Here is a 24,771-nt window from a genome sequence, read left to right on the forward strand (position 1 = left end):
ATTTTAGAATTTAGATTTGTGATTTACAAATCCTGTGCGTTGGCAATAAGTTCAGCGATGTCCAACACTTTTACTTCGCTTTCTTTTTCTTTGTTTTTGATACCGTCGGTCATCATCGTGTTGCAAAATGGACAACCTGCGGCAATGATTTCGGGTTGAGTTTCCAATGCGTCTTCGGTTCTTTCGATGTTGATTTCTTTGTTTCCAGCTTCTGCATCTTTAAACATTTGCGCTCCTCCTGCTCCGCAACACAGTCCATTGGCACGGGAACGTTTCATTTCGACTAATTCGGCATCCAATTTTTGAATTAAATCACGTGGTGCTTCATATACATTATTGGCTCTTCCTAAATAACAAGGGTCGTGAAAAGTAATGCGTTTTCCTTTGAATTGTCCTCCTTCTATAGTTAATCTGCCATCGTCTAACAAGGACTTTAGGAATTCTGTGTGATGAACAACTTCATAAACGCCTCCCAATTCAGGGTATTCGTTTTTCAACGTATTGAAACAATGCGGACAAGCCGTAACAATTTTTTTAACTTCGTAGGCATTCAAAACTTCGATGTTCATCATAGCCTGCATCTGAAATAAAAACTCGTTTCCTGCTCTTTTGGCGGGATCTCCAGAACAACTTTCTTCAGTACCCAAAACAGCAAAAGAAACATTAGCTCGATTTAAAATTCGAATAAATGCTTTTGTGATTTTTTTGGCTCTATCATCAAAACTTCCTGAACAACCCACCCAAAACAATACTTCTGGTTGTTTGCCTTGAGCCAGCATTTCGGCCATTGTTGGTACTATTAAAACTTCTGACATTTATTTTTTGTTTAATCATTGAAGCGTCAAATCGGTTAATCGGTTAAACATTTAAACGATTAAACAATTAAACTATATTTCGTTTTTCCAATTCAATCGGTCTTGTTGGTTGTATTGCCAAGGTGCGCCGTTATTTTCGATATTAGTCATCATTGCGTTTAATGAATTTGGTGCTGCACTTTGTTCCATTACCAAATAGCGTCGCAAATCTACAATAATCGAAAGCGGACTAATATTTACTGGACATTCTTCGACACAAGCATTGCAAGAAGTACAAGCCCATAATTCTTCGGGTGTGATGTAATCGTTTAATAACGATTTGTTGTCTGGAACAAAAACACCATTATTGGCATCGATATTTTTTCCTACTTCTTCGATTCTGTCTCTCGTATCCATCATAATTTTACGAGGCGATAATTTTTTCCCCGTTATATTTGCTGGACAAGATGATGTGCAACGACCACATTCAGTACAAGTGTAGGCATTCATTAATTGTACCCAATTCAAATCCTGAATATCGCTGGCTCCAAATTTACTCGGCACGGCATTTTCATCAACAACTGGTGTTGCATAAGGATTAGCATTGGGATCCATCATCAATTTTACTTCATTGGTTACGGATTCTAAATTGCTGAGTTGTCCCTTTGGATTCAAATCTACAAAATAGGTGTTTGGAAAAGCCAACAGAATATGAAGGTGTTTTGAATAATATAAATAATTCATAAATATCAAAATCCCAATGATGTGCAACCACCAAAACATTTCATTCAAAATAAATACTAAATTACTAGAAACCCCATTAAACAAAGGTTCAATAAATTGACTTATGGGAAAAAAACCTGCTTTAATGAAATGCGAAAACCCTCCAGGAATATTTTGCAAATGCAAATCGGAAGCGTTCATTAACAGAAATAAAGTCATCAAAACTACTTCGAAATAAAGAATATAATTGGCATCGTTTTTAGGAAAACCTGTTAAATCTTTGTTGGCAAAACGTTTAAGTCTGATTATATTTCTACGAATCCAAAAAGTAAAAACAGATACTAAAACCAAGAATGCTAAAATTTCGAAAGAACCAATTAGCACATTGTAGGATGTTCCTAAAAAAGCAAAAATTCTATGAGTTCCAAACAATCCATCGATAATGATTTCTAATAATTCGATGTTGATGATGATAAATCCAGCATAAACAATGATATGAAGAATTCCTGCTACTGGTCTTTTCACCATTTTGGATTGACCAAGAGCAATCATTGCCATATTTTTCCAACGGGCTTTTGGGTTGTCTTTGCGATTTACTGCGGTACCTAAATTAATATTTCGAACGATTTTTTTTATATTGAAATAAAAATAACCGAATCCTAAAACCAGAAATATCGCAAATAAAATAGTGCTTAAAAAACCCATAATTGCTAGTTTTTTACTTTGAAATGGTATCTTTTACCGGGGCAACATAAGGTTTGTTTTTCTTTCCGAAAACGGATACATTCACATAACGAGTTGGGTGAAGTCTTACATCTTCAAGCAATAATTCTAATTCTTTTGAGGTTTGCTCTAAATTGTTATACAAAGCTTCATCTTTCATTAATCTGCCCATAGAACCTTTTCCAGCTTGCAAATCGGCCATTATTTTATCTACTTTTTCTAAAGTTTTTTGCAAATTGGCGGCTGTTTTTCCTAAATCGGCTTTGTTTAATGAATCGGATATTTTAGAAAAATTGCTAGAAACTTTATTTAGATTGGTCACAACACCATTTATTTGACCCTTATTATCGTCAAGAATAGTATTGACACTTGAAGATGCTTTGTGAAATTGTTGCATGGTTTGACTCAATTCAGCCAAACTTGTTTTCAAGTCTTGTTGTCCTTTGTTGTCTAATACATTATTGAATCCAGTTAATAAATTATCTAAATTCAGCATTACTTTTTCGAATTTTGATTGTAGAGGAACCAATTGTTTTTTTAAAGATTCGGTCAAATCCAATTCAGCTGTTCCTATTAAAAACTGACCATCAGCACATTCTGTTTTATCAGCAAGATTAGGATGAATTGCAATTTGTTTTCCATCTATAAAACCGGGTTTGTATATAATTGCGGTACTGGTTTTAGAAATAGGGAAATCAGTTTTAAGTTGTAATTGCACCACTAGTTTTCCTGTGTTTGGATCTAATGTGATTTTGGTTACCTTGCCTACAATCAAACCATTTATTGTAACAGATGCAGAAGGAGATAAGCCTTCGACATTGTCGTATTGTACATAAAAAGTTCTGTATTTATCTAAAAGATCTTTCCCTTTTAGAAAGCTATAGCCCCAAATGAATAATAAAATAGTCGAAATGGCTAGTATGGCTGTTTTGATTTCTCGTGTTAATTTCAAAATATAAATGTTTGGTGCAAATTTAATATAAATTAATTAAACTTGAAGTTAATAATTATTTGATTGCGTCTTGAACACTTATCATTTCACCATTTTTAAAAGCAATTAAATAAGCCGAATTATATCCTTTGGATTTTGCTTCCTGCAATAATTTTTTAGCCTCTTCATAATTAGCCGTTTCGCCATACATATATTTATACAATTTTCCTTCCGATGACATTGAGACATCTTTCAATCCTTTAAAATTGCTTGCCACTAATTCCACTTTCTTTTTACTAGCTGATAATTGAACTTTAAAAATGACTGCCTTTGAATCGTTGCTAATTACTTCCGTTTTTGGTGTTGTTGGTGTAGTATCGCTTTCTGTTTTTTCGATAATTTTTTGAGAAGGTCTCTCAGAAATAACATCAGTAGTATCAGCGCCAAAATATTCTCTTTTGTAACTTATAATTGCATCTGCAATAGCTTTGGCTATATCATTTTGTCCGTCTTCAGAATTTAAAGCATCACCTTCGGTAGGATTAGAAATAAATCCTGTCTCTACTAATACTCTTGGCATATAAGCTTTATGCAAAACCATAAAAGGAGCTTGTTTTACACCACCATGTCTAATTTTTTTGCCTAAATCAGCAAATCTTTCTTCAATTTTACTTGCTAATGATATGCTGTTGTCTAAATATTCCTCTTGCATCAAGGTCATTCCAAGCATGGTCTCTGGAGAATTGGGATCAAAACCTTCGTATTTTTGTTTGAAATCTTTTTCAAGACTAATTACCGCGTTCTCTTTTTTGGCCGCTTCAAGGTTCGAAGCTACTTTACTCATCCCCATCACGTAGGTTTCTGTACCATCGGCTGCAGTATTTTTATTGGCATTGCAATGAATAGATACAAAAATATTAGCGTCGGCCCGATTAGCAATATTAGCTCTTTCAACTAAATCAATAAAAACGTCAGTTTTTCGAGTATAGATGACCTCTACATGTGGATTTTGTTCTAATATTTTACCCACTTTAAGTACTATTGCTAGGTTTATATTTTTTTCAACCCGACCGCTGTAAACCGCACCAAAATCGTGATCGCCATGACCTGCATCTAAGGCAACTATAAAAACATTGGATTGACCAAAAGCAGAACTACAAACAAACAACATCAAAAATGATAGTTTTGTTAAAGTTATTTTAAGTTCTCTCATTAATTATTTTTTTACAAATTTAGTTATTATTGTTTAACCCACTATTTACCTTCTTACTTATTCCGTCTTTGATAATCACAATATAAGCATCTAAAAAACCTTTTTTTCTTGCTTCAATTTGCATTTTATTTGCTTCCTTAATATTGGATGTTTCTCCATAAGTATATTTATAAATATTATTATTAAAAGTGCTTGATATGTTTTTCAATCCTTTAAATTTACTTGAATCCACTTCTATTTTTTTTGAACTTACAAAAAGTTGCACTTTATATATCGTATCCTTTGAAACATCTGCCGATTTAGATTCTTCAATAGTTCCACTTTTAACTAAAACTGTTTCTTTAGGTTTGCTGTGTGATACATTTTCAATTTCTTCATCAAAATTTTCCTTTTTATACGATTTAATTGCATTCGCAATTTGCATTGCCATTTTATTTTGTCCTTCATCTGAATTCAGGAACTCACCTTCGGCTTTATTTGATAAAAAACCCAATTCAATTAAAACACCAGGCATAAATACAGCATCTAAAACCCATAGGGGTTGTTGTTTTACACCTCTTGAATTTCTTTCTAAATTATGTGTGAAATTATCCTGAATTTTAGTTGCTAAATTAATACTGTTATTTAAATTTTCTTCTTGCATTAAAGTCAATCCTAATAAAGATTCGGAATTATTAGGATTAAAACCTTTATAAGTTTCTTTGAAATTATTTTCTAACAAAATAACCGAATTTTCATTTTTTGCAACTTCTAAATTCATACCACTTCTAGACAAACCCATAACAAATGTTTCTGTTCCATTGGGAGTGAAATTTTTTACTGAATTACAATGAATGGATATATACAAATCCGCTTTGGCTTTGTTGGCCATCTTGGGTCTGTTTGCTAATTCAATAAAAACATCAGTTGTTCGAGTATAAATTATTTTTATATTTTTTTCTTTTTCTAAAAAATTCCCCACTTTTAAAGTTGTTTTAAGAGCAATTTCTTTTTCACGAAAACCATGATAGGAATTTCCAGGGTCTTTCCCTCCATGTCCAGCATCAAGTACAACGGTAAATTTTTTATTATTTTGGGAAAATACTGAACTACAAAGAAACAACGCAAGTATCACTGTTGAAATGTAGTTTTTATATTTGAATTTCATCTTCAAAAGTTAATTTAATTAAAACACAAGGGGTATAAATTTAATATTTGATTATTTTTGACAAAAAATAATATGTAAGTTTGACCCATCAAAAAACAAGCCATATTTTTACAAAAATAGCATTAATCCCTTTGAATACAAACTTATTTAATATCGTTTTATTATCATTTTTCCTAACTTTAGGAACTTGCAATATCTATTCACAAGATAGATATAACAAAACAAGTTCTATACCTGTTCAAAATCAAAAAGATAAGTCCATTTCTACTCCTAAAAAAGACGCCAAATCAACCACAATTACAAAAACCATAAGTGATACAATCACAAAAGACAGCATTCAACCAAAAGTACTTCTTGAAGACAAAGTAAGATATAACGCTAGTAATTATGTCAAAATAGAGCAAAAAAAGAAACTTATTACGCTGTATGACAACGCCGAATTGTATTATCAAGATACAGAATTAAAAGCTGGAATCATCGTTTTAAATTATGAAAAAAACGAAGTTTATGCGGGTAGAATTAAAGATTCTACTGGAAAATATACTCAGTTTCCGAATTTCAAACAGGCCGAAAATGTAATTGAACCCGATTCGATTCGTTTTAATTTCAAAACAAAAAAAGCTTTGATATGGAATTCAAAAACCGATCAAGGAGAATTCAAGGTTAAAGCAGTAATTACAAAAAAAGAAAATGATTCGGTCTATTTTTTAAAAAAAGCACGTTTTACTACTTCAACTAATGTAGAAAATCCTGAATATTATTTTCAAACCAATAAAGTAAAAATCATTCCTGGCAAAAAAGTAGTTACCGGCTTAACTAATTTGGTTATTGCCAATGTGCCCACTCCTATCGCTTTGCCTTTTGCTTTTTTTCCGATGACCAAAGAAACTAGCGTTTCAGGTATCCTTTTACCAAGTTATAACGATTCAAATAATAGGGGATTTTCATTGCAAAATGGAGGATATTATTTTGCACTTAGTGATAATTATGACCTAACTGTTCTTGGTGATTATTATACCAACGGGAGTTATGCCCTGAGATTCGAATCAAGTTATGCAAAAAGATACAGTTTTAGAGGAAATTTAAACTTTAGATTTGAAAACCTAATCAATAGCGAAAGAGGCTATCCAGATTATTCCAAACAAAGTATTTATAATCTGCAATGGTCGCATTCTAAAGACTCTAAAGGAAGCCCCAATTCAACATTTTCGGCTTCTGTAAATATGGGAAGTAGTAAATACTTTCAACAATCTATAAATCAATCCAATGTAGGGTCGAATTTGAATAATACTTTGAGTTCATCGGTTTCTTATAGCAAAACTTTTCCAGGCACAGTTGGTTCTCGTTTAGCTCTAACTGCAACACATTCACAAAACACTCAAACTTCTGAAATTAATATGACCTTGCCTGATTTGCAATATAGTGTGGATCGTATTTATCCGTTTGTAGGTAAAGATGGGGTAAAAAAAGGCTTCTTCAAAAACATCAATTTATTGTATAATTTGAGTGGAAAAAATAGTTTTGTAACGACTGATTCTCTGTTCTTCACAAAAGAAATGTTTGATAATGCAAAATTAGGAGTGCAACACAGCATTCCATTAAGCACCAATTTCAAATTATTTAAACATTTTAGCGCTTCCACTTCTATGAATTATAATGAAGTTTGGACCATAAAAACCATTCGAAGAAACTATGACAAAGAACAAAGCGCTGTTGTAGATCAAACCGTTAATGGATTTGATTCTTTTAGAACCTATAATTTTACAAGTAGTTTAGGTACCACCATTTACGGAACATTTAATTTCAAACCTGACAGTAAAATAAAATCCATCAGACACGTGATGCGACCTTCGATTTCGTATGGTTACACTCCTAGTTTCGAAAAATATTTCGATACTTATGCTACCGATGCTACAGGAAAAATGACAAAAGATTACACCCGATTTGAAGGAGGCGTTTTCGGAGCACCCGGAAATTCAAATTCTAATATAGTAGGATTTGATTTAAGCAATACTTTCGAAGCTAAAATTACTGATCCAGATAGCACCAAGGTAGAACCCAAAAAAATAATGCTTCTTAACAATTTAAACTTTGCTACAAGTTACAACTTCAATGCTGATGGCAAAACTACATTTGCTTGGGCTCCGATTCGTGTAAGCGGCGGAACTCAACTATTTAAAGACAAGCTAAATATGAATTTTGGAGCGACTTTAGATCCTTATGCAATAGATAATGCGGGCAATACAATTAATGTTTATAACATCAATAATGGTGGAAGTTTGTTTAGAATGACAAGTGCCAATATGACTTTGAATTATTCTATTTCCAGCAGAGACTCTGATAAAGATGAAAAAGATAAAGATAAAAACAAGCAAGGTCAAAGAAATGGTGGTCGTGATGATGATTTGTTTGGAAGAAGTACCATGGATCACGCCAGAGGAAGCAGCCAATTTGATGATGAAGAAGATACCGGAACTGATAAAATTACCGAATTTTTTGCCTCAAAATTGCCTTGGGATATGACATTTGCCTATTCTCTTACTTATGGTAACAATAACCGACAAAATAAAATTACAGGAAATTCAATAATGATTTCTGCCAATGGAGATTTAACCCCAAAATGGAAAGTTGGTGTCTCAACTGGTTATGATTTTGTGCTAAACGGAGTAACTTATACCCAACTTCGTTTTGAAAGAGATTTATTGAGTTGGCGAATGGATTTTAACTGGCAACCTTTTGGTGATCAAGCCAATTGGAGTTTCTTTATTGGAATAAAATCAGGCATATTAAGCGATATAAAATATGACAAGCGAAGTGCTAGCAATAGATAATTAAAATGTCTTTTATTGCAAAATTTAGTGTCAATTTAGGTAAAATAAAGTCCTGTTTTCAAAATTGAATCTTCAGATGAACCAAAAAGAACTCAAATCCTTCCTTAACGAAAAAGTCCTGCAATACAACACGCTCGATTTTATCGAAAGTGATCCCGTGCAAATTCCGCATTTGTTTTCGCAAAAAGAAGACATCGAAATTGCTGGTTTTTTGAGTGCCACGATCGCTTGGGGCAATCGCAAGATGATTATCAAAAACGCCCACAGAATGATGGATTTGATGGGCAATTCGCCGTATGATTTTGTGATGTCACATTCCGAAGATGATTTGGAACGATTGGAATCTTTTGTTCACCGAACTTTCAACGGACAGGATTTTGCCAGTTTTATAAAAGGTTTGCAACACATTTATAAAAACCACAATGGTCTTGAAGCTGTTTTTGCCCAACACCAAGAACCGAATTCAATGCAAAAAAGCATTTCCGAATTCAAAAAAATATTCTTCGAAATTGAACATCAAAACCGAGCCCAAAAACACATTTCCGACCCAATGAATGGCTCCGCAGCCAAACGTATTAATATGTACTTAAGGTGGATGTGTCGTCAAGACAACAAAGGCGTTGATTTAGGTATTTGGAAAAGCATTTCGCCTTCACTCTTATCTTGTCCTCTCGATGTGCATTCCGGCAATGTGGCTCGAAAATTAGGCTTGCTGACCCGAAAACAAAACGATGGAAAAGCTTTGGATGAACTCGATTTAAAACTCCGTGAACTCGACCCGAACGATCCCGTGAAATATGATTTTGCCCTGTTTGGATTGGGCGTTTTTGAGGGGTTTTAACTTAACATTATCCAGTTTTTTTTCAAATATTAAAAGCAAAAAGTCTTTTTAATAATTTGTAAGAAAAATTTAATACATTTGACACAACTATAAAGCAAAACAAACCTTCTCCAATCTATCTAATTTGGGTATATACACGAAGGTTTGTTTTGCCTATAAACTTGTTATGAGTAATGAAGATAAAACTCGTTAAAAAGAGAAAAATATGCTAATCCTAAAAAACAGACGTATGATTATTGGCTTTACTTTACTAATTTTCGGACTAATTCTCACTACTCTCGGTGGGTTCATAACTAATGACGCTTGGTCTGATTTCACTAATAAAAATAAACCTAATAACTCAAATAAAAATGTTATCAAAAATGAAAAAGATGTTGAAGCAGCCTTAATGTATCAAACACAAATTTCTCTTTTTTACCATAAATTCAAAACTTGTTTAAATTGGACTTTGCCAATTAAAGAAAATATTGATAAAAATGTTGACAAAGTTTTTAATTATGGCCCAAATTACGTGCAGCCAGTTAATTTTGAAAATTTAACACCAGAAATTGCAAGTAAAATTTTCACTTCTTATAATTTTAAAAATGTTATGGCTAATTATAGCGGTACAAAAGATTTTCATCCCACTGGTTATAATAACTTGTTAGGGATTTTAGAAAATTTAAAATCTGAATTGGAAAAGATTTTATTTAAATATGGTTCTACTATGAACTCTAATTTATCTTCTCGCATCGATTACTCAATTAAAATGACTGAAAGTGTTATTACAAGTATACGAATAGATGTCAAATCAAAAAAAATAACAGACAAGAATTCTGCAGACATTATCGCCAATCATTTAGTTTTATTGAAAGATGACTTTTTGTTAATGAAAAAGGAATATACTAACAACATTGAAGGTGGATTTCCTATAATGGTTGGAAAAGTCGAGAAAGTTGATAAAGAAAATGGTTCAATAAGAATTGAAACCCAATTTAGCGGTTATTAATTTCACTGCCATAACCCGCTCCGCAAAGTCTCCGACTTTGAGGCAGTGACTTTCGGTTTTCAACCGACTTTATTCTAGATTTTTTCTTTTATGTCAGTCACAGACTGACGAACACATCCTCAAAGTCGGAGACTTTGCGGAGCAAATTTGGGCAATAGACTAATGGACAATTGCCGTTGATAATTTGTTTTAAATAGATTTATAACTATTTCTATATTCCAAAGGCGTCAATTTGATGAAACGAATGAACAATCGGTGAAACAAACTGATGCTGTTGAACCCGCATTGATAGCCAATTTCCGAAACGGTATGGTCTTTTTCGATTAATAATTGGCAAGCCAAGGCAATCCGAAATTCATTCAAGAAAGTAACAAATGTCTTGTTGTGCACTTTTTTGAAATAGCGGCAAAACGACACTTCGGTAAGTCCAACCAAAGAGGCAACTTCCGAAAGTTGAATTTTGGACTGGACATTGTTTTTTACATACGCCTGGATAATGCTTATTCTATCGCTGTCTTCGGTAGTGATATTGGTTTTGAAACTCGACGACGACAAAAGCGTGAATTCTTTTTTACTGGACAATTCGTTCAACAATTCCACAAAACGCATTAGTTTTTCGAAAGGCGGCAAATCGACCAAATCCATAAGCCTTTCTTCTATTTTGACGGCAGCATTGACAGGAAATTTGATGCCTCTGGCAGACAATTCGAGCATTTTTTTGATGGCGTAAAATTCCGGTTTTTGCATCCAATCCTTGCCGAGCAAATCTTCGTTCCATTGGATAATGACGGCTTCCACTTTTGAAGTTTGCACTCCAACAGTTTTCCAAGAATGGGGCAAATTCGTTCCAACCAAAACAAAATCGCCTTTGCCGAAATTATGGATGCTGTCGCCCACATAGCGCATTCCACTGCTGCCGACAATATAAGTCAGTTCGTATTGCGGATGAAAATGCCAAGAAGCCGGAAATTCATTGTCCTGAAAAAACGAAACTCGCAACGAATGTTCGTTATTATTCATTACATTTCTGTATTCTGCTTTCATCGGAAACTATTTAATTATTGACGAAAACAAAAATAGACTTTTTTACACATCATAAAGAGACAATAATACTTTTTAATGCTAAAATAATGCACGATTTAGATAATTGAGTTAATAATCATAACTTGGAATACTCTTAATTTTACCTAGAATTATTTGCGAAACAGAATAGAATAAAAAACCTCATTATATGAACAATACAGAATTACAAATACAGGAAATCGAACTATTCAAATTAGTCAGTGTTTTAAAGAAACCCATATCCGATGCCACGCACACACTCAGCGAAATTTCGTTTGTGGTGTTGCGTTTAAAACTCCGCAACGGAATTGTGGGAGAATCTTATTTATTATCTTTCCAATATTCGCCCGAAGCCATCAAAGGCGCATTGAAAGATTGCAAGGATGCCGTGATTGGACATTCGGTAAACGAAACGGGATTGGTGTTTGACAAACTGAACCATTTGCACGAATATTTTGGTCAAAATGGATTGTTGCGTTGGGTTCAAGGTGCCATCAACATTGCGATGTGGGACGCTTGGGGCAAAGCTTTACAACAACCGCTTTGGAAATTATGGGGAACGCACAAAGAAAAAGTTTCCTTATACGGTTCCGGTGGATGGATTTCTTATTCCATCGATGAATTGATTGAAGAAGTAACGAATTATGTGGACCGTGGTTTCAAAGCCGTAAAAATAAAAGTAGGTTCTCCGAATTGGAAAACCGATGTGGAGCGCTTGAAAAAAGTGAGAGCAGCCGTTGGGGACAACGTCAACATCATGATTGATGCGAATCAAGGAATGAAATTGCCCGAAACCATCCAATTGGCGAAAGCCGCAAACGACTTGAACATTTATTGGTTTGAAGAACCTTTGCATCACGAAAACTTTGACGGTTATCAAACCTTGAAAAACCAAACGGGAATTTCTTTGGCTATGGGCGAACGGGAATTTAACACCCAACCGCTTATCGAATTAATCAAACGCAAGGCAATTGACATTTGGCAACCCGATATTTTGAGAATTGGCGGTGTCGAAGCTTGGAGAGAAAGCGCAGCCATTGCGGCTGGATTTCACATTCCAGTTTTGCCACATTATTACAAAGATTATGATGTGCCGTTGTTGTGTACCATTCCCAATGGCGTTGGCGCGGAATCTTTTGATTGGATTGATGATTATATCGATAATCCGATGTTGGTAAAAGATGGTTTTGCTTATCCACACCAACAACCGGGCTGGGGATTTAATTTTATTGACGAATATTTGAAAAAAATATAATTTATGGGACAAGAAGCTTTTTCACTCGAAGGAAAAACAGCACTCATTACGGGTGGCGGAACTGGAATTGGTTTGGGCATTGCCAAAGAATTCATCAATGCCAAAGCCAAAGTAATCATCACGGGACGCCGAGAAGACGTCTTGAAAAATGCCTGTGAAGCATTGGGCGAAAATGCCTATTATGTTGTGGCCGATTTGAGCCTTCTTGATACTATTCCAGCATTGGTAACAGACATCGAATCTGAATTTGGGTCGATTAACATCTTGGTGAACAATGCCGGAATCCATTTGAAAAAATGGGCACAAGAAACCACCGATGAAGAATTTTTGAAAATCATTCAAACCAATTTATTGAGTGTTTTTGCATTGACTCGTGAAGTGGCCAAAGGGATGTTGGAAAGAAAAAGCGGTTCGATTATTCTTATCAGTTCGATGGCGGGATTGTTTGGTATTGATAGAGTTTCGGCTTATGGAACTTCCAAAACTGCATTGATTGGCTTGATGAACAACTTGGTTACCGAATACTCTCGTGACAATGTGAGAATCAATTGCATTGCTCCGGGTTGGATTAATTCGGATATGTTTTTGAATGCCATCAACCAAGACCAGGAACGCAAACAAAAAATCACCAATCGAATCGCCTTGCCCGACTTTGGGAAACCCGAAGATATTGGCAATGCAGCGGTTTATCTTAGCTCGCAAGCCGGTCGATATGTAACTGGAGTTGTTTTGCCTGTAGATGGTGGCGCAACGGTTAATTTTTGATTGGATAAGCTACAAATCTCCAGAAAAAATGTCATGTTCTAATTTTCCACGGCGATGCTGATAAAAAGTTTACAACAGCTTATTAAATAATTATTTAATACAATACGCCCGTGTTTTTTAATCAAATACACCCTGTATAATCAGGACAGTACAGGATAGTTTTGTTACAGCATTTAATCAAATTTACAATCTTGATTTTTTCTAATCTATAGAAAATTTCTTCGTAAATATTAATCCAAATTATAATTAAATGTCCTCCAAATCCTTATTGTTTTCAATTTTAACCCTAATAGCAACATCATCTATTTTCGCTCAGAATCCAATAGTAAAAATTGATTTTGACCATATAAATCAGCCAACTGCCCAAGTAACAGAACCTGAATATACTCCCTGGGTTGTTTCAACATCTCCAAGTAGTTTTACAACAAATGGAGTCACATTTAAAGTCACTAGACAAGGACTTAAAGGCGATGCATTGGGAACAAACTGGTATAAGGCAGGTATTCAATCTCCTTACTACGCCAAATTAGTATGCGATGGCCTTACTGTAAAAGGCACAACAGCAAATGAAGGCGGTCAAATAGAACTTCGAATTAGTGGTTTAGCCACTGGCACGCATACTTTGCTTGCTTTTTTAAATGTAACAGATAGCGAAACATTTACCTATAGCCCCATTGATATTTCTGTGAATGGTAACTTAGTTCTAGATAATGTAATTCCAAGCGTAAAGGCAGTAAAAACTGCTGATGCAAAATCAGTTTATTTAACTTTTCAAGCAACAGCAGGAACTGATGTCGTGGTTTTATTTGCAGCAGAAACTTCGGGTGCCGCAACCGTAATAAAAAATGTAATGTTAAACGGAATTGAACTAAATACGCCAAACATTTTTAATCAAGCCACTAACCCAATTCCGGCTCACAACGACGAACACGTTGAATTAAATTCAGGAAGTACACAATTAGGTTGGACTCCCGCAATTAACTCTGTATCGCACAATATTTATTTCGGAACTGATGTAGCCGCAGTAACAGCAGCGACTACTGCTTCTCCAGAATACAAAGGAAACCAACCAAAAGCCAATGCCTCATTTCTATTAAACGGACTTTACACTGGATCAACATACTATTGGAGAGTGGATGAAGTTTTAGCTGATAATTCAATAGAAAAAGGTAATATCTGGCGTTTTCGTCCAGCCCAATTGGCGTTTCCTGGCGCAGAAGGTTATGGACGTTTTGCCCGTGGAGGAAGAGGCGGAAAAGTAATCGCAGTAACCAATTTGAATGATAGTGGCCCAGGTAGTTTGCGTGAAGCGGTTACTAATGATATTGGTCCAAGAACCATTATTTTTAACACCTCAGGAATTATTCAACTGAATTCTCGATTGGTTTTGAGTCAACCTTATGTAACGATTGCAGGACAAACTGCACCAGGAAAAGGAGTTTGTATTCGCACCGCTCCTTTTGGAATTACAGGGAATGATGCTATTGTTCAAAATGTAAGAGTACGCTTGGGCGGCGGTACCACTTTTGACGGAATGGGATTAACAGGTGCTAATCATAGCATTATCGACCATTGCTCTATCAGTTGGACTATTGACGAAGCTTTTAGTTCACGTTCAGGAAAAAACTTAACCTTGCAAAGAACCTTGATTTCTGAAGCTTTAAATGCTGCTGGACACCAAAATTATCCTGCAGGAACCGAGCACGGTTATGCTGCAACCATTGGAGGTGATATTGGAAGTTTTCACCACAATCTATTAGCACATTGTTACGGACGGAATTGGAGTTTAGGTGGCGGATTAGATGCTAATAATTTCTTTGCTGGGAGAATGGACATCACCAATAACGTCGTTTACAATTGGGGTTCTAGAACTACCGATGGAGGAACTAAAGAACTCAATTTTGTTGGTAATTATTACAAACCAGGTCCAGGTACTGAATTAAAACAATATGCATTGAATATGGATCACGAAGACAACTTTGCAGGAATGCAAAGAGCGTATTTCAACGGCAATGTTATGCCTGGCTATTTTGATGAATCAAATCAAGAAGCAGGGAGAAGATCCAGAGTATCAAATGGCATTACAATTAGCTATGAAACATTTGTAACCACACCCTTTTTCCCTTCTTATGTAACTACACAATCAGCAGGAAATGCTTATAAAATTGTACTTTCAGATGTAGGTTGTACACAACCAGAATTTGACGATCACGATCAAAGAATGATTACTGAAACTTTAGGCGGAACCTATTCAGCCGTAGGAAGTGTAACTGGTAAAAAAGGATTTCCAGACAACGAATCGGATGTAGGAGGATATGAAAACTATCCTGTTGTCAACAGAGTTGCTAACTGGGACAATGATAATGACGGATTGCCAAACTGGTGGGAAACTATCAAAGGAACCAATGTAAATTCAGGAACTGGAGATTTCTCTGATTCCAATGCCGATGCAAATTTAGACGGTTACACGAATTTAGACGAATACTTACAATGGATGGCGTTGCCACATTATGAATCGCCAACGGGTGCTAAAGTAAGCGTGAATATCCAAAAACTTTCCAGAGGATTTACAAGTGGAGTGAATTACTCTGTTGCTAATGCAGTGAACGGAACAACCGCTTTAGTTGCTGATGTTGTTGAATTTACTCCAAATGCTAATGGTCTAGGTTCTTTTGAATTCACAGTAACTGATAATACGGGTGGAACAATGACACGTAAAGTAAATATTGTTAGCGGATACAGCTTATTATCAACAGCAGAAAATACTTTATCTAACACAGGAATTAGCGTTTGGCCAGTGCCTAATAACGGTTCATTTTCAGTATTGATGACAAATGATGTTGCGAAAGCTGAATTTACAATTTATGACATTTTAGGAAAAGAAATTAAAAAAGGAACACTTAACAGCAATACGCAAGAAAATATCAACTTGCAAGCCAAAGGAGTTTTTATCATAAAAGTGGCTGACGCAACAACTAAAAAAGTATTGCACACACAAAAAATTATAGTACAATAAATCGTTATCCATTTTAAATTAACAATGAGACTGCCAGATAAAGGCAGTCTTTTTTTATCCAAACCACATTCCTAAAAAACAAGCTTTGCCACCTTTGGCATAAATAACGTACATTTGCACAAAATTTACGTTTTATGACCACTTTCGAACAATTCAATCTTCCAAAATCCGTACAAAAAGCAATCGATGATTTAGGATTCACTACTCCTACTCCCATTCAGGAAAAAACTTTTTCTGTGATAATGTCAGGACGTGATATGATGGGAATTGCACAAACTGGAACTGGTAAAACGTTTGCCTATTTATTGCCTTTATTAAAATTATATAAATTCACCCCAGGTCATACTCCTAAAATAGTAATTCTAGTTCCAACGCGTGAGCTTGTAGTTCAAGTTGTTGAGGAAGTAGAAAAATTAACCAAATATATGTCTGTTCGCACCATCGGCATTTTTGGTGGTGTGAACATCAATACACAGAAAACAACGGTTTATCAGGGATGTGATGTACTAGTAGGAACCCCTGGACGTGTAATGGATTTGACCTTGGACAATGTAATCCGTTTTGAGGATATGCAAAAATTGGTTATCGATGAGTTCGACGAAATGTTGAATTTAGGTTTCCGTACTCAATTAACCGCAATTTTAGCAATGATGCCTAAAAAACGTCAAAACATTTTATTTTCGGCCACAATGACGGATGAAGTGGATACAGTTTTGAACGATTATTTCGATTATCCAGAAGAAGTTACGCTTTCAGCATCAGGAACACCTTTGGAAAACATTACACAAATTACCTATCAAGTTCCTAACTTCAATACCAAAATCAATTTATTGAAACATTTAGTACAAACGAATGAAGATATGAGTCGTGTCTTGGTTTTTGTGAACAACAAGAAGATCTCGGATATGGTTCATACTCGAATTGAAGAAGATTTTGAAGGGCAATTTGGAGTGATTCACTCTAATAAATCTCAGAATTATCGTTTGAGCACGATGGCAGAGTTTCAAAAAGGCAACCTTCGCGGATTAATCACTACCGACATTATGGCGAGAGGTTTGGATATTTCGAATATTACGCACGTTATCAACTTCGAAATGCCAGAACTTCCTGAATTGTATATGCACCGTATTGGTCGTACTGGTCGTGCCGATGCTACAGGAACAGCCATCAGTTTTATCGCTCCACGTGAAGAAGAAGCCAAATTTGCTATTGAACTTTTGATGGATATGGAATTACCTTTCGAGGATTTCCCTGAAACTGTAGAAATTTCAACAAAACTAATCGAACCTGAAAAAGACCGCCAGCCGATGAAGTTTATGATGAAAAAAGTAAAATTAGAAGGCGATGGCGCTTTTCACGAAAAAAGCAAAAAGAATAAGAAAGTCAACTTGGGTGGTCCTGGTGTAACCAAAAAGAAAACACACGGTTCTGTGAACAGAAATATGTTGAAAAATCAGGCCGCTAAAAAGAAAAAAAATAAATAAATTTTACCGCAAATTCGCAAATTAAACCAGCTAAGAATGTATTAAATTTGCGAATTTGCGGTTAAAATTAAATTTTGGTGAAAACCAAACAAACTGGCGAACACAATGCTATCTTTTTACCTGTATCTGTAATCACTCCAGTTTTTGAATCTCTTTTAAAAATTACAATGTCATTGGTATATTGATGTCCCACTAAAAGGAAATTTCCTGTTGGATCAATCGTAAAATTTCGAGGCCCTTTTCCCAAAGTGCTGGTTCTTTGCACGAATTCTAATTTTCCATTTTTCAAAATCTTGAAAACCGAAATATCATTGGCAGTTCCTCGATTGGTAGCGTACAAAAATTTCCCGTCAGGCGAAATATGAATGTCGGCAGCACCAATATCTCCTTTAAAGTCTGATGCAACAACGGTGGTTTCACTCACTTTTTTCAATGTTCCGTCAGCATAACTGAATGAAGTTAACGTTCCATCCATTTCTTGCAACAAATAGACAAACTTGCCATCTTTGCTCAATATCAAATGTCTTGGTCCACTTCCGGGTTTTACAGGAACAGCATTTTTTAAAACCAAAACTTCGTTCGCGACATTGGGATTATATTGATACAAATACACTTTATCGGTTCCTAAATCATTGGCCAAAACATACTTTTTATCTGGCGAAAAACACACCATATGGGCGTGAGGTGCTTCTTGTCGACTGCCATTAATACTTTTCCCAACGTGTTGCACCACTTGCTTCACTTCGCCAATACTGCCGTCATTTTTTTTACCCAAGACCGAAATACTACCGCTTGAATAATTGGCCGTAATCACGTTTTTATCATCGTTAATGATGTAACAAGGATTCAATCCGTTTGGATTTTGATAATTAATAAAATCTAATTTTCCACTTTTTGAATTAAATCCAAAAGCGCTAACCGAACTTTTTTTATCGTTTTCACTTACCGAATAGACGAATTTATTGTCATTGGAAACCGATAAATAACTGGGATTTAAAATGTTTTCGGTGTTGTTTTTAAGACTGAAATCCCCAGTTTTAGAATCGAATTCGTAAACGTAAATTCCTTTGCTTTCACAAGTTTTAGTATAAGTCCCAACAATTAAATTGAGTTTGGTTTCTTGTGATTGCATTGTTGCAAAAGTTAAAAAACTAAGAATAGCAGCATAAATGTTTTTCATAATTATCAAATCTATTGGGCTAAGATAAAACATTTTTTTACCACAAATTTGCAAATTATTACAATTAAAATTATTTTAACTCTGCGAATCTGCGGTCTAATTTTTATTTAAAAATAAAATCAAAATACTATCTTTGAAAAATGCAATTCAAACATCCAGAAATCCTCTATTTCCTCTTTTTATTGGTTATACCAATTCTGGTTCATTTGTTTCAATTGCGACGTTTCAAAAAGGAATATTTCACCAATGTTCGTTTTCTAAAGGAACTTTCCATTCAAACCCGAAAGAGTTCCAAAATTAAGAAATGGTTGCTTTTAGCAACACGTTTATTGTTGTTGACTTGTATTATTATTGCTTTTGCGCAACCTTTTTTCAAAGCCAAAAACAGTATAAACAGTGCCAACGAAATGTATATCGTTCTGGATAATTCCTTTTCGATGCAAGCCAAAGGTCAAAAAGGAGAATTGCTAAAAAGAGCCGTTCAGGAATTACTAGAAAACACGCCCGAAAACCAGACTTTTTCCTTAATTACCAATTCCGAAACGTTTTGGAATACCGACATCAAATCCATTCGAACCGAATTACAAAACCTGAAATACAGCGCCTTGCCTTTTCAATTGGAAAGTGCAATGGCGAAAATAAAATCCCGAAAATCGGCTTTCAACAAAGATATTATTGTGATTACCGATGCTGTTGGTCTAGAAGCGAAACAATTGAAAAGCATCAACAGCGATTTCAATACCTATTTCATTATTCCCGAAGCGGAACAAAAAAATAATGCGGCTATTGACAGTGTTTTTATTCATCAAAATTTGGATAATTTTTATGAAATTGGCTTGAATTTATCCGCTTTTGGAGAAAAGAACAAAGACATTCCTGTGGCTTTATACAATCAAAACAAGCTGATTGCAAAAACGCAAACGAAATTTGAAACCAATAAAAAAACTATTTATTTCACGATTCCAAAAAAGGATTTCCACGGTTATGCTTCTATTACCGACAATGGATTAGAATACGATAACAACTTTTATTTCAGTATTTCAAAGCCTAAAAAGAACAATATCATCAGCATTGGAGCGACTGAAAAATCGAACTTTTTGTCTCGAATTTACACCAATGACGAATTCAATTTTAATAATTTTGACATCGCTTCTTTAGATTATAATGCCGTCGAAAAACAAGACGCTATCGTATTGAATGAATTGGATGAAATACCGCAGGCCCTACAAACCACTTTGAAATCATTTGTAGAAAAAAGTGGAAATTTGATTTTTATTCCATCGGCGAAAACTTCCACAGCGAATATCAATCCGTTTTTGAAAATCTTTGGAAACCTCCAATTCAAATCTTTAGAAAACAAAGAAAAACAGATTACCAAAATCAACTTCAATCATCCTTTGTTTAGCGGTGTTTTCGAGAAAAAAATCAATAATTTTCAATATCCAAAAACCAAAACTTCCTTTGGAATAGCAAGTACAAATCCAGCTGTTTTGTATTATGAAGACCAAACGGCTTTTTTAACTTCAATTAATAATCCGATTTCTGCAGTTTATCTTTTTACGGCTCCAATCAATTTGGAAAATTCTAATTTTCAACAATCGCCTTTAATTGTTCCTACCTTTTACAAAATGGGAATCAGCAATGGAAACAATGGCGTGAATGCACTTAATATTAGCGATAACAATCCCTTTTATGTAGATGCCAATTTATCCAAAGAAGAAATTCTGAAAATCAAAAACGATACAGAAACTTTTATTCCTGTACAACAAATTTTGAACGGAAAAGTAAAAATGATGTTCAATGATTTGCCACAACAAGCGGGGAATTTTGGAGTTTTCAACAAGACAGAAAACATAAAGAATATTAGTTTCAACTACGACAGAGCCGAAAGTGATTTAGATAAAGTGAACGAAAGTGCTCTTTCTGACTATAAAACTATTGATTCGGTAAATACCGTTTTCAATAGCATACAAACCGACCGAACAGACAATCAAATTTGGAAATGGTTTGTTATATTTGCATTGCTTTTTCTGCTGACGGAAATGGCAATTATACGATTCGTTAAGTAAAATTCATATATAATTTTACCGCAAATTCGCAAATTATTCTAATTGTAAGAAATTAAAAATCTGCGGTCTAAAAAATATACAAATAATTCAATAATTATTATGAACACAATCCTCCGAGAAGCGAAAATAATTGATTCTGAAAGTCCTTTTCACAATCAGACTGTCGATATTTTAATTGTTGATGGCATCATCCAAAAAATTGGAACTTCACTTCCTAATTCAGATAATGCCGAAGAGGTAAAACTAGACAATTTACATATTTCCCAAGGTTGGTTTGATTCTAGCGTTTCGCTTGGAGAACCTGGTTTTGAAGACCGTGAAACTATTGCCAACGGTTTGAATGTAGCTGCAAAAAGTGGTTTTACAGCCATTGCTTTGCAACCCAACTCCTACCCGATTATTGATAATCAATCGCAAATTAATTTTGTGAAAAGCAAAGCCAATGGTTTTGCTACAGCACTTTTTCCGATTGGCGCCCTGACCAAAGGAAGCGAAGGAAAAGATATGGCGGAATTATTTGATATGAAAAATGCAGGTGCTGTTGCTTTTGGAGATTACAACAAGAGTTTGGAGAATGCCAACTTACTGAAAATTGCCTTGCAATACGTTCAGGATTTTGATGGTTTGGTTATTGCTTTCGCCCAAGATTCGAACATCAAAGGGAACGGAGTTGCCAATGAAGGAGTAGTTTCTACCCGATTGGGATTGAAAGGAATTCCAAATCTTGCCGAAGAATTGCAAATCGCCAGAAACTTGTTTCTATTGGAATATACCGGTGGAAAATTACATATTCCGACCATTTCAACTGCTAAATCAGTACAGTTAATCAAAGAAGCGAAAGCCAAAGGATTGCAAGTTACTTGTAGCGTTGCAGTGCATCATTTGGTTTTAACCGATGAAAAACTGGAAAACTTTGATACCCGATGCAAAGTTTCGCCGCCATTGCGAACAGAAACCGACAGACAAGGCTTGCTTGCCGGAATTTTGGACAATACGATTGACATAATTACTACCGACCATAATCCAATTGACATTGAACACAAAAAAATGGAATTTGATTTGGCCAAAAATGGAACTATTGGCTTAGAAAGTGCTTTTGGAACTTTATTAACCGTATTGCCTTTAGAAAAAGTAATCGAAAAACTGACTTCCGGGAAAAGTACATTTGGAATCGAATCACAAACCATTGCTGAAGGAAATAAAGCCAACATCAGTTTATTCAATCCAGAAGGAAAAAGCGTTTTTACTAACGAAAATATTTTGTCAAAATCTAAAAACTCTGCTTTCCTTGGAACAGAAATCAAAGGAAAAGCATACGGAATTTACAATCAAGGAAAATTAGTTTTGTAATTACTAGACCTCAAAAGTTTTGGGAAAAAGTTTGAGGTTTAAATCAAAAAATATGGAAAACAACAACATTGAAGAAGGAAAAAACATTGCAATTGTGAGTTACATAACCGTTATTGGTGCGATTGTAGCCATTTTTATGAACCAAGATAAGAAAAATAGTTTTGCTGCTTTTCATATTCGTCAAGCATTGGGGATATTTATTTCGTTTTTTTTAATCGGCTACTTTATCGGCTATTTTGATAGTTGGATGATTTCTTCCGCCTTTTATATTTTCTATTTTATACTGTGGGTTTATGGTTTTCTTGGAGCGTTACAAGGTCAAATGAAACTGATTCCTTTATTGGGAGAACAATTTCAAAAAATATTTAAAAATATCGAATAATATATGAATTTTTCCTTAGAATATCTCGTAAGAGAACCCAAAATAAAGTTGGACAAAAATCCGCTTTTACTCTTAATTCACGGTTACGGCAGCAACGAACAAGACTTATTTTCTTTCGCCACAGAACTTCCTAATGAATATTATATTGTTTCGGTACGAGCTCCCTACGACATACAATACGGAAGTTACGCTTGGTATGCCATCAACTTTGATGCCAACCAAAACAAATTTTCCGACAACGAGCAAGCCAGAACTTCTAGAGATTTAATTGCCCAATTTATTGATGAATTGGAAGCTAATTATTCTATTGATTCCAATAATGTAACCTTAATTGGTTTTAGCCAAGGAGCAATTTTGAGTTATGCCGTGGCGCTTTCACATCCTGAGAAAGTGCAAAAAGTAGTCGCTTTAAGTGGTTATTTGAATGCCGAAATTCTGGAAGAAAATTATCTAAAAAATTCTTTTTCGAATCTTAAAATATTTGCTGCACACGGAACGGTTGACCAAGTAATTCCTGTGGAATGGGCACGAAAAGCGAAACCATTTTTAGATAATTTAGGAATTAATACTACATCTAAAGAATACCCAATTGGTCACGGCGTTTCCCCACAGGAGTTTAATGATTTCAAGAATTGGCTTGAGAAATAAAAATTACCACAGATTCGCAGATTTTTTATTTCTGATTTAAATTGAAATCTGCGAATCTGTGGTAAAAAAATATTTATTTTTGATACAATAAAGACTGAAACGTCTCAAAAGAAACCGTTTCATCATCATTAACAAAATATTTTATCAACACTTCGCCCCAATATTCTCCGTCGCTGAAGTCGGCAATAATCCAACGGTGGTTCAATATTTTCACCTTATTGATGATGAATTTATTGGCTCCAATTTGATCTTGACCGATGTAAGGATTCCCTTTGGGATTGGAATTAAAATCCATTAATTTTTCGGTTACAACAGGAATCAGTTTTTCAACTTGAATCGTTTTTGTGGCATTATCGGGATTGAAATAGTTTTGGGCATTTTCATTTTTTTCTAACGAAAAATAATTGGCATCAACCAGTTTGGCATTTGCAATGTCAACATCCTTCTTTAATTTTGATTCCATTTTGGCCGTTTTATTTTTTTCGAAAGCCAATTCTTTACTGAAATACATATAGGTAAAAACATTTAGCAATAGAAGAATAATAAAAAGGTACAGTAATAATGATTTTTTCATTTCAAGGTAATTAAATAGTAATTTCTAAATTATCGTAAGCTAAATAAACGTTTTTAGGCAGCTTTTGTTGTACTTGTTCGTGAAACCCCATAATATGGCTTATATGAGTGAGATAAGTCTTTTCGGGTTGAATTAAATTTATAAAATCCAAGGCTTCACTCAAATTAAAATGGCTATGATGTACCTCTTCTCTCAAAGCATTTACAACCAAAACTTTCAAATTTTTAAGTTTTGAAATTTCACTTTCATCAATCGTTTTTACATCTGTCAAATAGGCAAAATCGTCAATTCGGTAACCAAAAACGGGAAGTTTTCCGTGCATAACATTTATTGGAATCGCCCTTTTATTTCCTATTTGAAAAGGATGATTATTTACAACTTCAATGGGGTGAACCGAGGGTGCTCCCGGATATTTATTTTCGATTTGAAAAATATAATCAAATCGAAGTTTCAAATTAGCAAGCACACGCTGATGTCCATATATTGGGATGTCTCCTTGTTTGAAAAAAAAAGGGCGAATATCATCCAATCCTGCGGTATGATCAGAATGTTCGTGAGTATAAAGAATTCCATCCAGTTTTTGACAATTCGAAACTAGCATTTGTTGTCTAAAATCTGGCCCACAATCAATTACATAGGAATGATTCTCCCAATGAATCCAAACCGAAACCCGAAGTCTTTTATCTTTTAAATCTGTACTTTGACAAACTGAATGATTACTACCAATAACTGGAATTCCTTGAGAAGTACCTGTCCCTAAAAAATAAACATTCATTTAATATAACATTTGTTAAT

General features: G+C 34.6%; 20 protein-coding genes. 11 read left to right on the forward strand and 9 right to left on the reverse strand.

Translation table 11 applies throughout. From position 1 onward, the window contains the following. Positions 1 to 23: 23 nt before the first annotated feature. From C3L50_RS04825 to C3L50_RS04845, 5 genes are all read right to left on the reverse strand, one after another. Complete coding sequence (locus C3L50_RS04825; RefSeq protein ID WP_103805009.1) at positions 24 to 815, reverse strand: (Fe-S)-binding protein; 792 nt, start codon at positions 813 to 815, stop codon at positions 24 to 26. A 72-nt stretch (positions 816 to 887) separates the two neighbouring features. Continuing rightward, on the reverse strand, positions 888 to 2,222 hold the full coding sequence (locus C3L50_RS04830; RefSeq protein ID WP_103805010.1) for a (Fe-S)-binding protein: 1,335 nt from the start codon (positions 2,220 to 2,222) through the stop codon (positions 888 to 890). Between the two features lie 13 nt (positions 2,223 to 2,235). Beyond that, positions 2,236 to 3,192 carry an MlaD family protein gene (locus C3L50_RS04835; protein ID WP_103805011.1) on the reverse strand — a complete coding sequence of 319 codons (957 nt, stop codon included), beginning with the start codon at positions 3,190 to 3,192 and terminating at the stop codon, positions 2,236 to 2,238. A 55-nt stretch (positions 3,193 to 3,247) separates the two neighbouring features. Beyond that, complete coding sequence (locus tag C3L50_RS04840) at positions 3,248 to 4,342, reverse strand: N-acetylmuramoyl-L-alanine amidase family protein (RefSeq protein ID WP_243400342.1); 1,095 nt, start codon at positions 4,340 to 4,342, stop codon at positions 3,248 to 3,250. A 61-nt stretch (positions 4,343 to 4,403) separates the two neighbouring features. Then, on the reverse strand, positions 4,404 to 5,531 hold the full coding sequence (locus C3L50_RS04845) for an N-acetylmuramoyl-L-alanine amidase family protein (protein WP_103805013.1): 1,128 nt from the start codon (positions 5,529 to 5,531) through the stop codon (positions 4,404 to 4,406). Positions 5,532 to 5,611: 80 nt separating this feature from the next. Between C3L50_RS04845 and C3L50_RS04850 the strand changes: the two genes are divergently transcribed. The 3 genes from C3L50_RS04850 to C3L50_RS04860 all read left to right on the forward strand — a co-directional run bounded on the left by C3L50_RS04850 (position 5,612) and on the right by C3L50_RS04860 (position 10,191). Continuing rightward, positions 5,612 to 8,362: a putative LPS assembly protein LptD gene (locus tag C3L50_RS04850; RefSeq protein WP_103805014.1), complete on the forward strand. Its 2,751-nt coding sequence runs from the start codon at positions 5,612 to 5,614 to the stop codon at positions 8,360 to 8,362. 76 nt (positions 8,363 to 8,438) lie between these two features. Further along, a complete protein-coding gene (locus C3L50_RS04855; RefSeq protein ID WP_103805015.1) occupies positions 8,439 to 9,203 on the forward strand; it encodes a TIGR02757 family protein in 765 nt (254 codons plus the stop codon). A gap of 205 nt (positions 9,204 to 9,408) precedes the next feature. Continuing rightward, positions 9,409 to 10,191 carry a hypothetical protein gene (locus tag C3L50_RS04860; protein WP_133158848.1) on the forward strand — a complete coding sequence of 261 codons (783 nt, stop codon included), beginning with the start codon at positions 9,409 to 9,411 and terminating at the stop codon, positions 10,189 to 10,191. Between the two features lie 189 nt (positions 10,192 to 10,380). Here the strand turns inward: C3L50_RS04860 and C3L50_RS04865 are convergent, their stop codons facing one another. Then, positions 10,381 to 11,235 (reverse strand): AraC family transcriptional regulator, encoded by an 855-nt coding sequence (locus C3L50_RS04865; RefSeq protein WP_103805017.1) that lies wholly within the window; start codon positions 11,233 to 11,235, stop codon positions 10,381 to 10,383. A gap of 187 nt (positions 11,236 to 11,422) precedes the next feature. On the opposite strand from C3L50_RS04865, the gene C3L50_RS04870 reads away from it, so the two are divergent. The 4 genes from C3L50_RS04870 (at position 11,423) to C3L50_RS04885 (ending at position 17,773) form a co-directional block, all read left to right on the forward strand. Beyond that, positions 11,423 to 12,508 (forward strand): mandelate racemase/muconate lactonizing enzyme family protein, encoded by a 1,086-nt coding sequence (locus C3L50_RS04870; RefSeq protein WP_103805018.1) that lies wholly within the window; start codon positions 11,423 to 11,425, stop codon positions 12,506 to 12,508. A 3-nt stretch (positions 12,509 to 12,511) separates the two neighbouring features. Then, entirely contained in the window at positions 12,512 to 13,273 is a 762-nt protein-coding gene (locus tag C3L50_RS04875) for an SDR family NAD(P)-dependent oxidoreductase (RefSeq protein ID WP_103805019.1), read from the forward strand. 250 nt (positions 13,274 to 13,523) lie between these two features. Further along, positions 13,524 to 16,289, forward strand: a complete 2,766-nt coding sequence (locus C3L50_RS04880) for a T9SS type A sorting domain-containing protein (protein WP_103805020.1) — start codon at positions 13,524 to 13,526, stop codon at positions 16,287 to 16,289. Between the two features lie 134 nt (positions 16,290 to 16,423). Further along, positions 16,424 to 17,773, forward strand: a complete 1,350-nt coding sequence (locus C3L50_RS04885; RefSeq protein ID WP_103805021.1) for a DEAD/DEAH box helicase — start codon at positions 16,424 to 16,426, stop codon at positions 17,771 to 17,773. A 67-nt stretch (positions 17,774 to 17,840) separates the two neighbouring features. Here C3L50_RS04885 and C3L50_RS04890 read toward each other — a convergent pair whose 3' ends face one another. Further along, entirely contained in the window at positions 17,841 to 18,953 is a 1,113-nt protein-coding gene (locus C3L50_RS04890; RefSeq protein WP_103805129.1) for a lactonase family protein, read from the reverse strand. Between the two features lie 140 nt (positions 18,954 to 19,093). Here C3L50_RS04890 and C3L50_RS04895 point away from each other — a divergent pair, with 140 nt between their 5' ends. From C3L50_RS04895 to C3L50_RS04910, 4 genes are all read left to right on the forward strand, one after another. Then, complete coding sequence (locus C3L50_RS04895; protein ID WP_103805022.1) at positions 19,094 to 21,022, forward strand: vWA domain-containing protein; 1,929 nt, start codon at positions 19,094 to 19,096, stop codon at positions 21,020 to 21,022. Positions 21,023 to 21,121: 99 nt separating this feature from the next. Next, positions 21,122 to 22,372: a dihydroorotase gene (locus C3L50_RS04900; protein WP_103805023.1), complete on the forward strand. Its 1,251-nt coding sequence runs from the start codon at positions 21,122 to 21,124 to the stop codon at positions 22,370 to 22,372. Positions 22,373 to 22,424: 52 nt separating this feature from the next. Then, positions 22,425 to 22,754, forward strand: coding sequence for a DUF4870 domain-containing protein (locus C3L50_RS04905; RefSeq protein WP_103805024.1), 330 nt, complete (start codon positions 22,425 to 22,427; stop codon positions 22,752 to 22,754). 3 nt (positions 22,755 to 22,757) lie between these two features. After that, positions 22,758 to 23,402, forward strand: coding sequence for an alpha/beta hydrolase (locus tag C3L50_RS04910; RefSeq protein WP_103805025.1), 645 nt, complete (start codon positions 22,758 to 22,760; stop codon positions 23,400 to 23,402). Between the two features lie 73 nt (positions 23,403 to 23,475). On the opposite strand, the gene C3L50_RS04915 is transcribed toward C3L50_RS04910, so the two are convergent. Further along, complete coding sequence (locus C3L50_RS04915) at positions 23,476 to 23,976, reverse strand: hypothetical protein (RefSeq protein WP_103805026.1); 501 nt, start codon at positions 23,974 to 23,976, stop codon at positions 23,476 to 23,478. Positions 23,977 to 23,986: 10 nt separating this feature from the next. After that, complete coding sequence (locus tag C3L50_RS04920; protein ID WP_103805027.1) at positions 23,987 to 24,751, reverse strand: MBL fold metallo-hydrolase; 765 nt, start codon at positions 24,749 to 24,751, stop codon at positions 23,987 to 23,989. Positions 24,752 to 24,771 lie beyond the last annotated feature (20 nt).

Origin of the sequence: Flavobacterium alvei (assembly GCF_002920895.1) — a bacterium.
Classification (GTDB): Bacteria; Bacteroidota; Bacteroidia; order Flavobacteriales; family Flavobacteriaceae; genus Flavobacterium; species Flavobacterium alvei.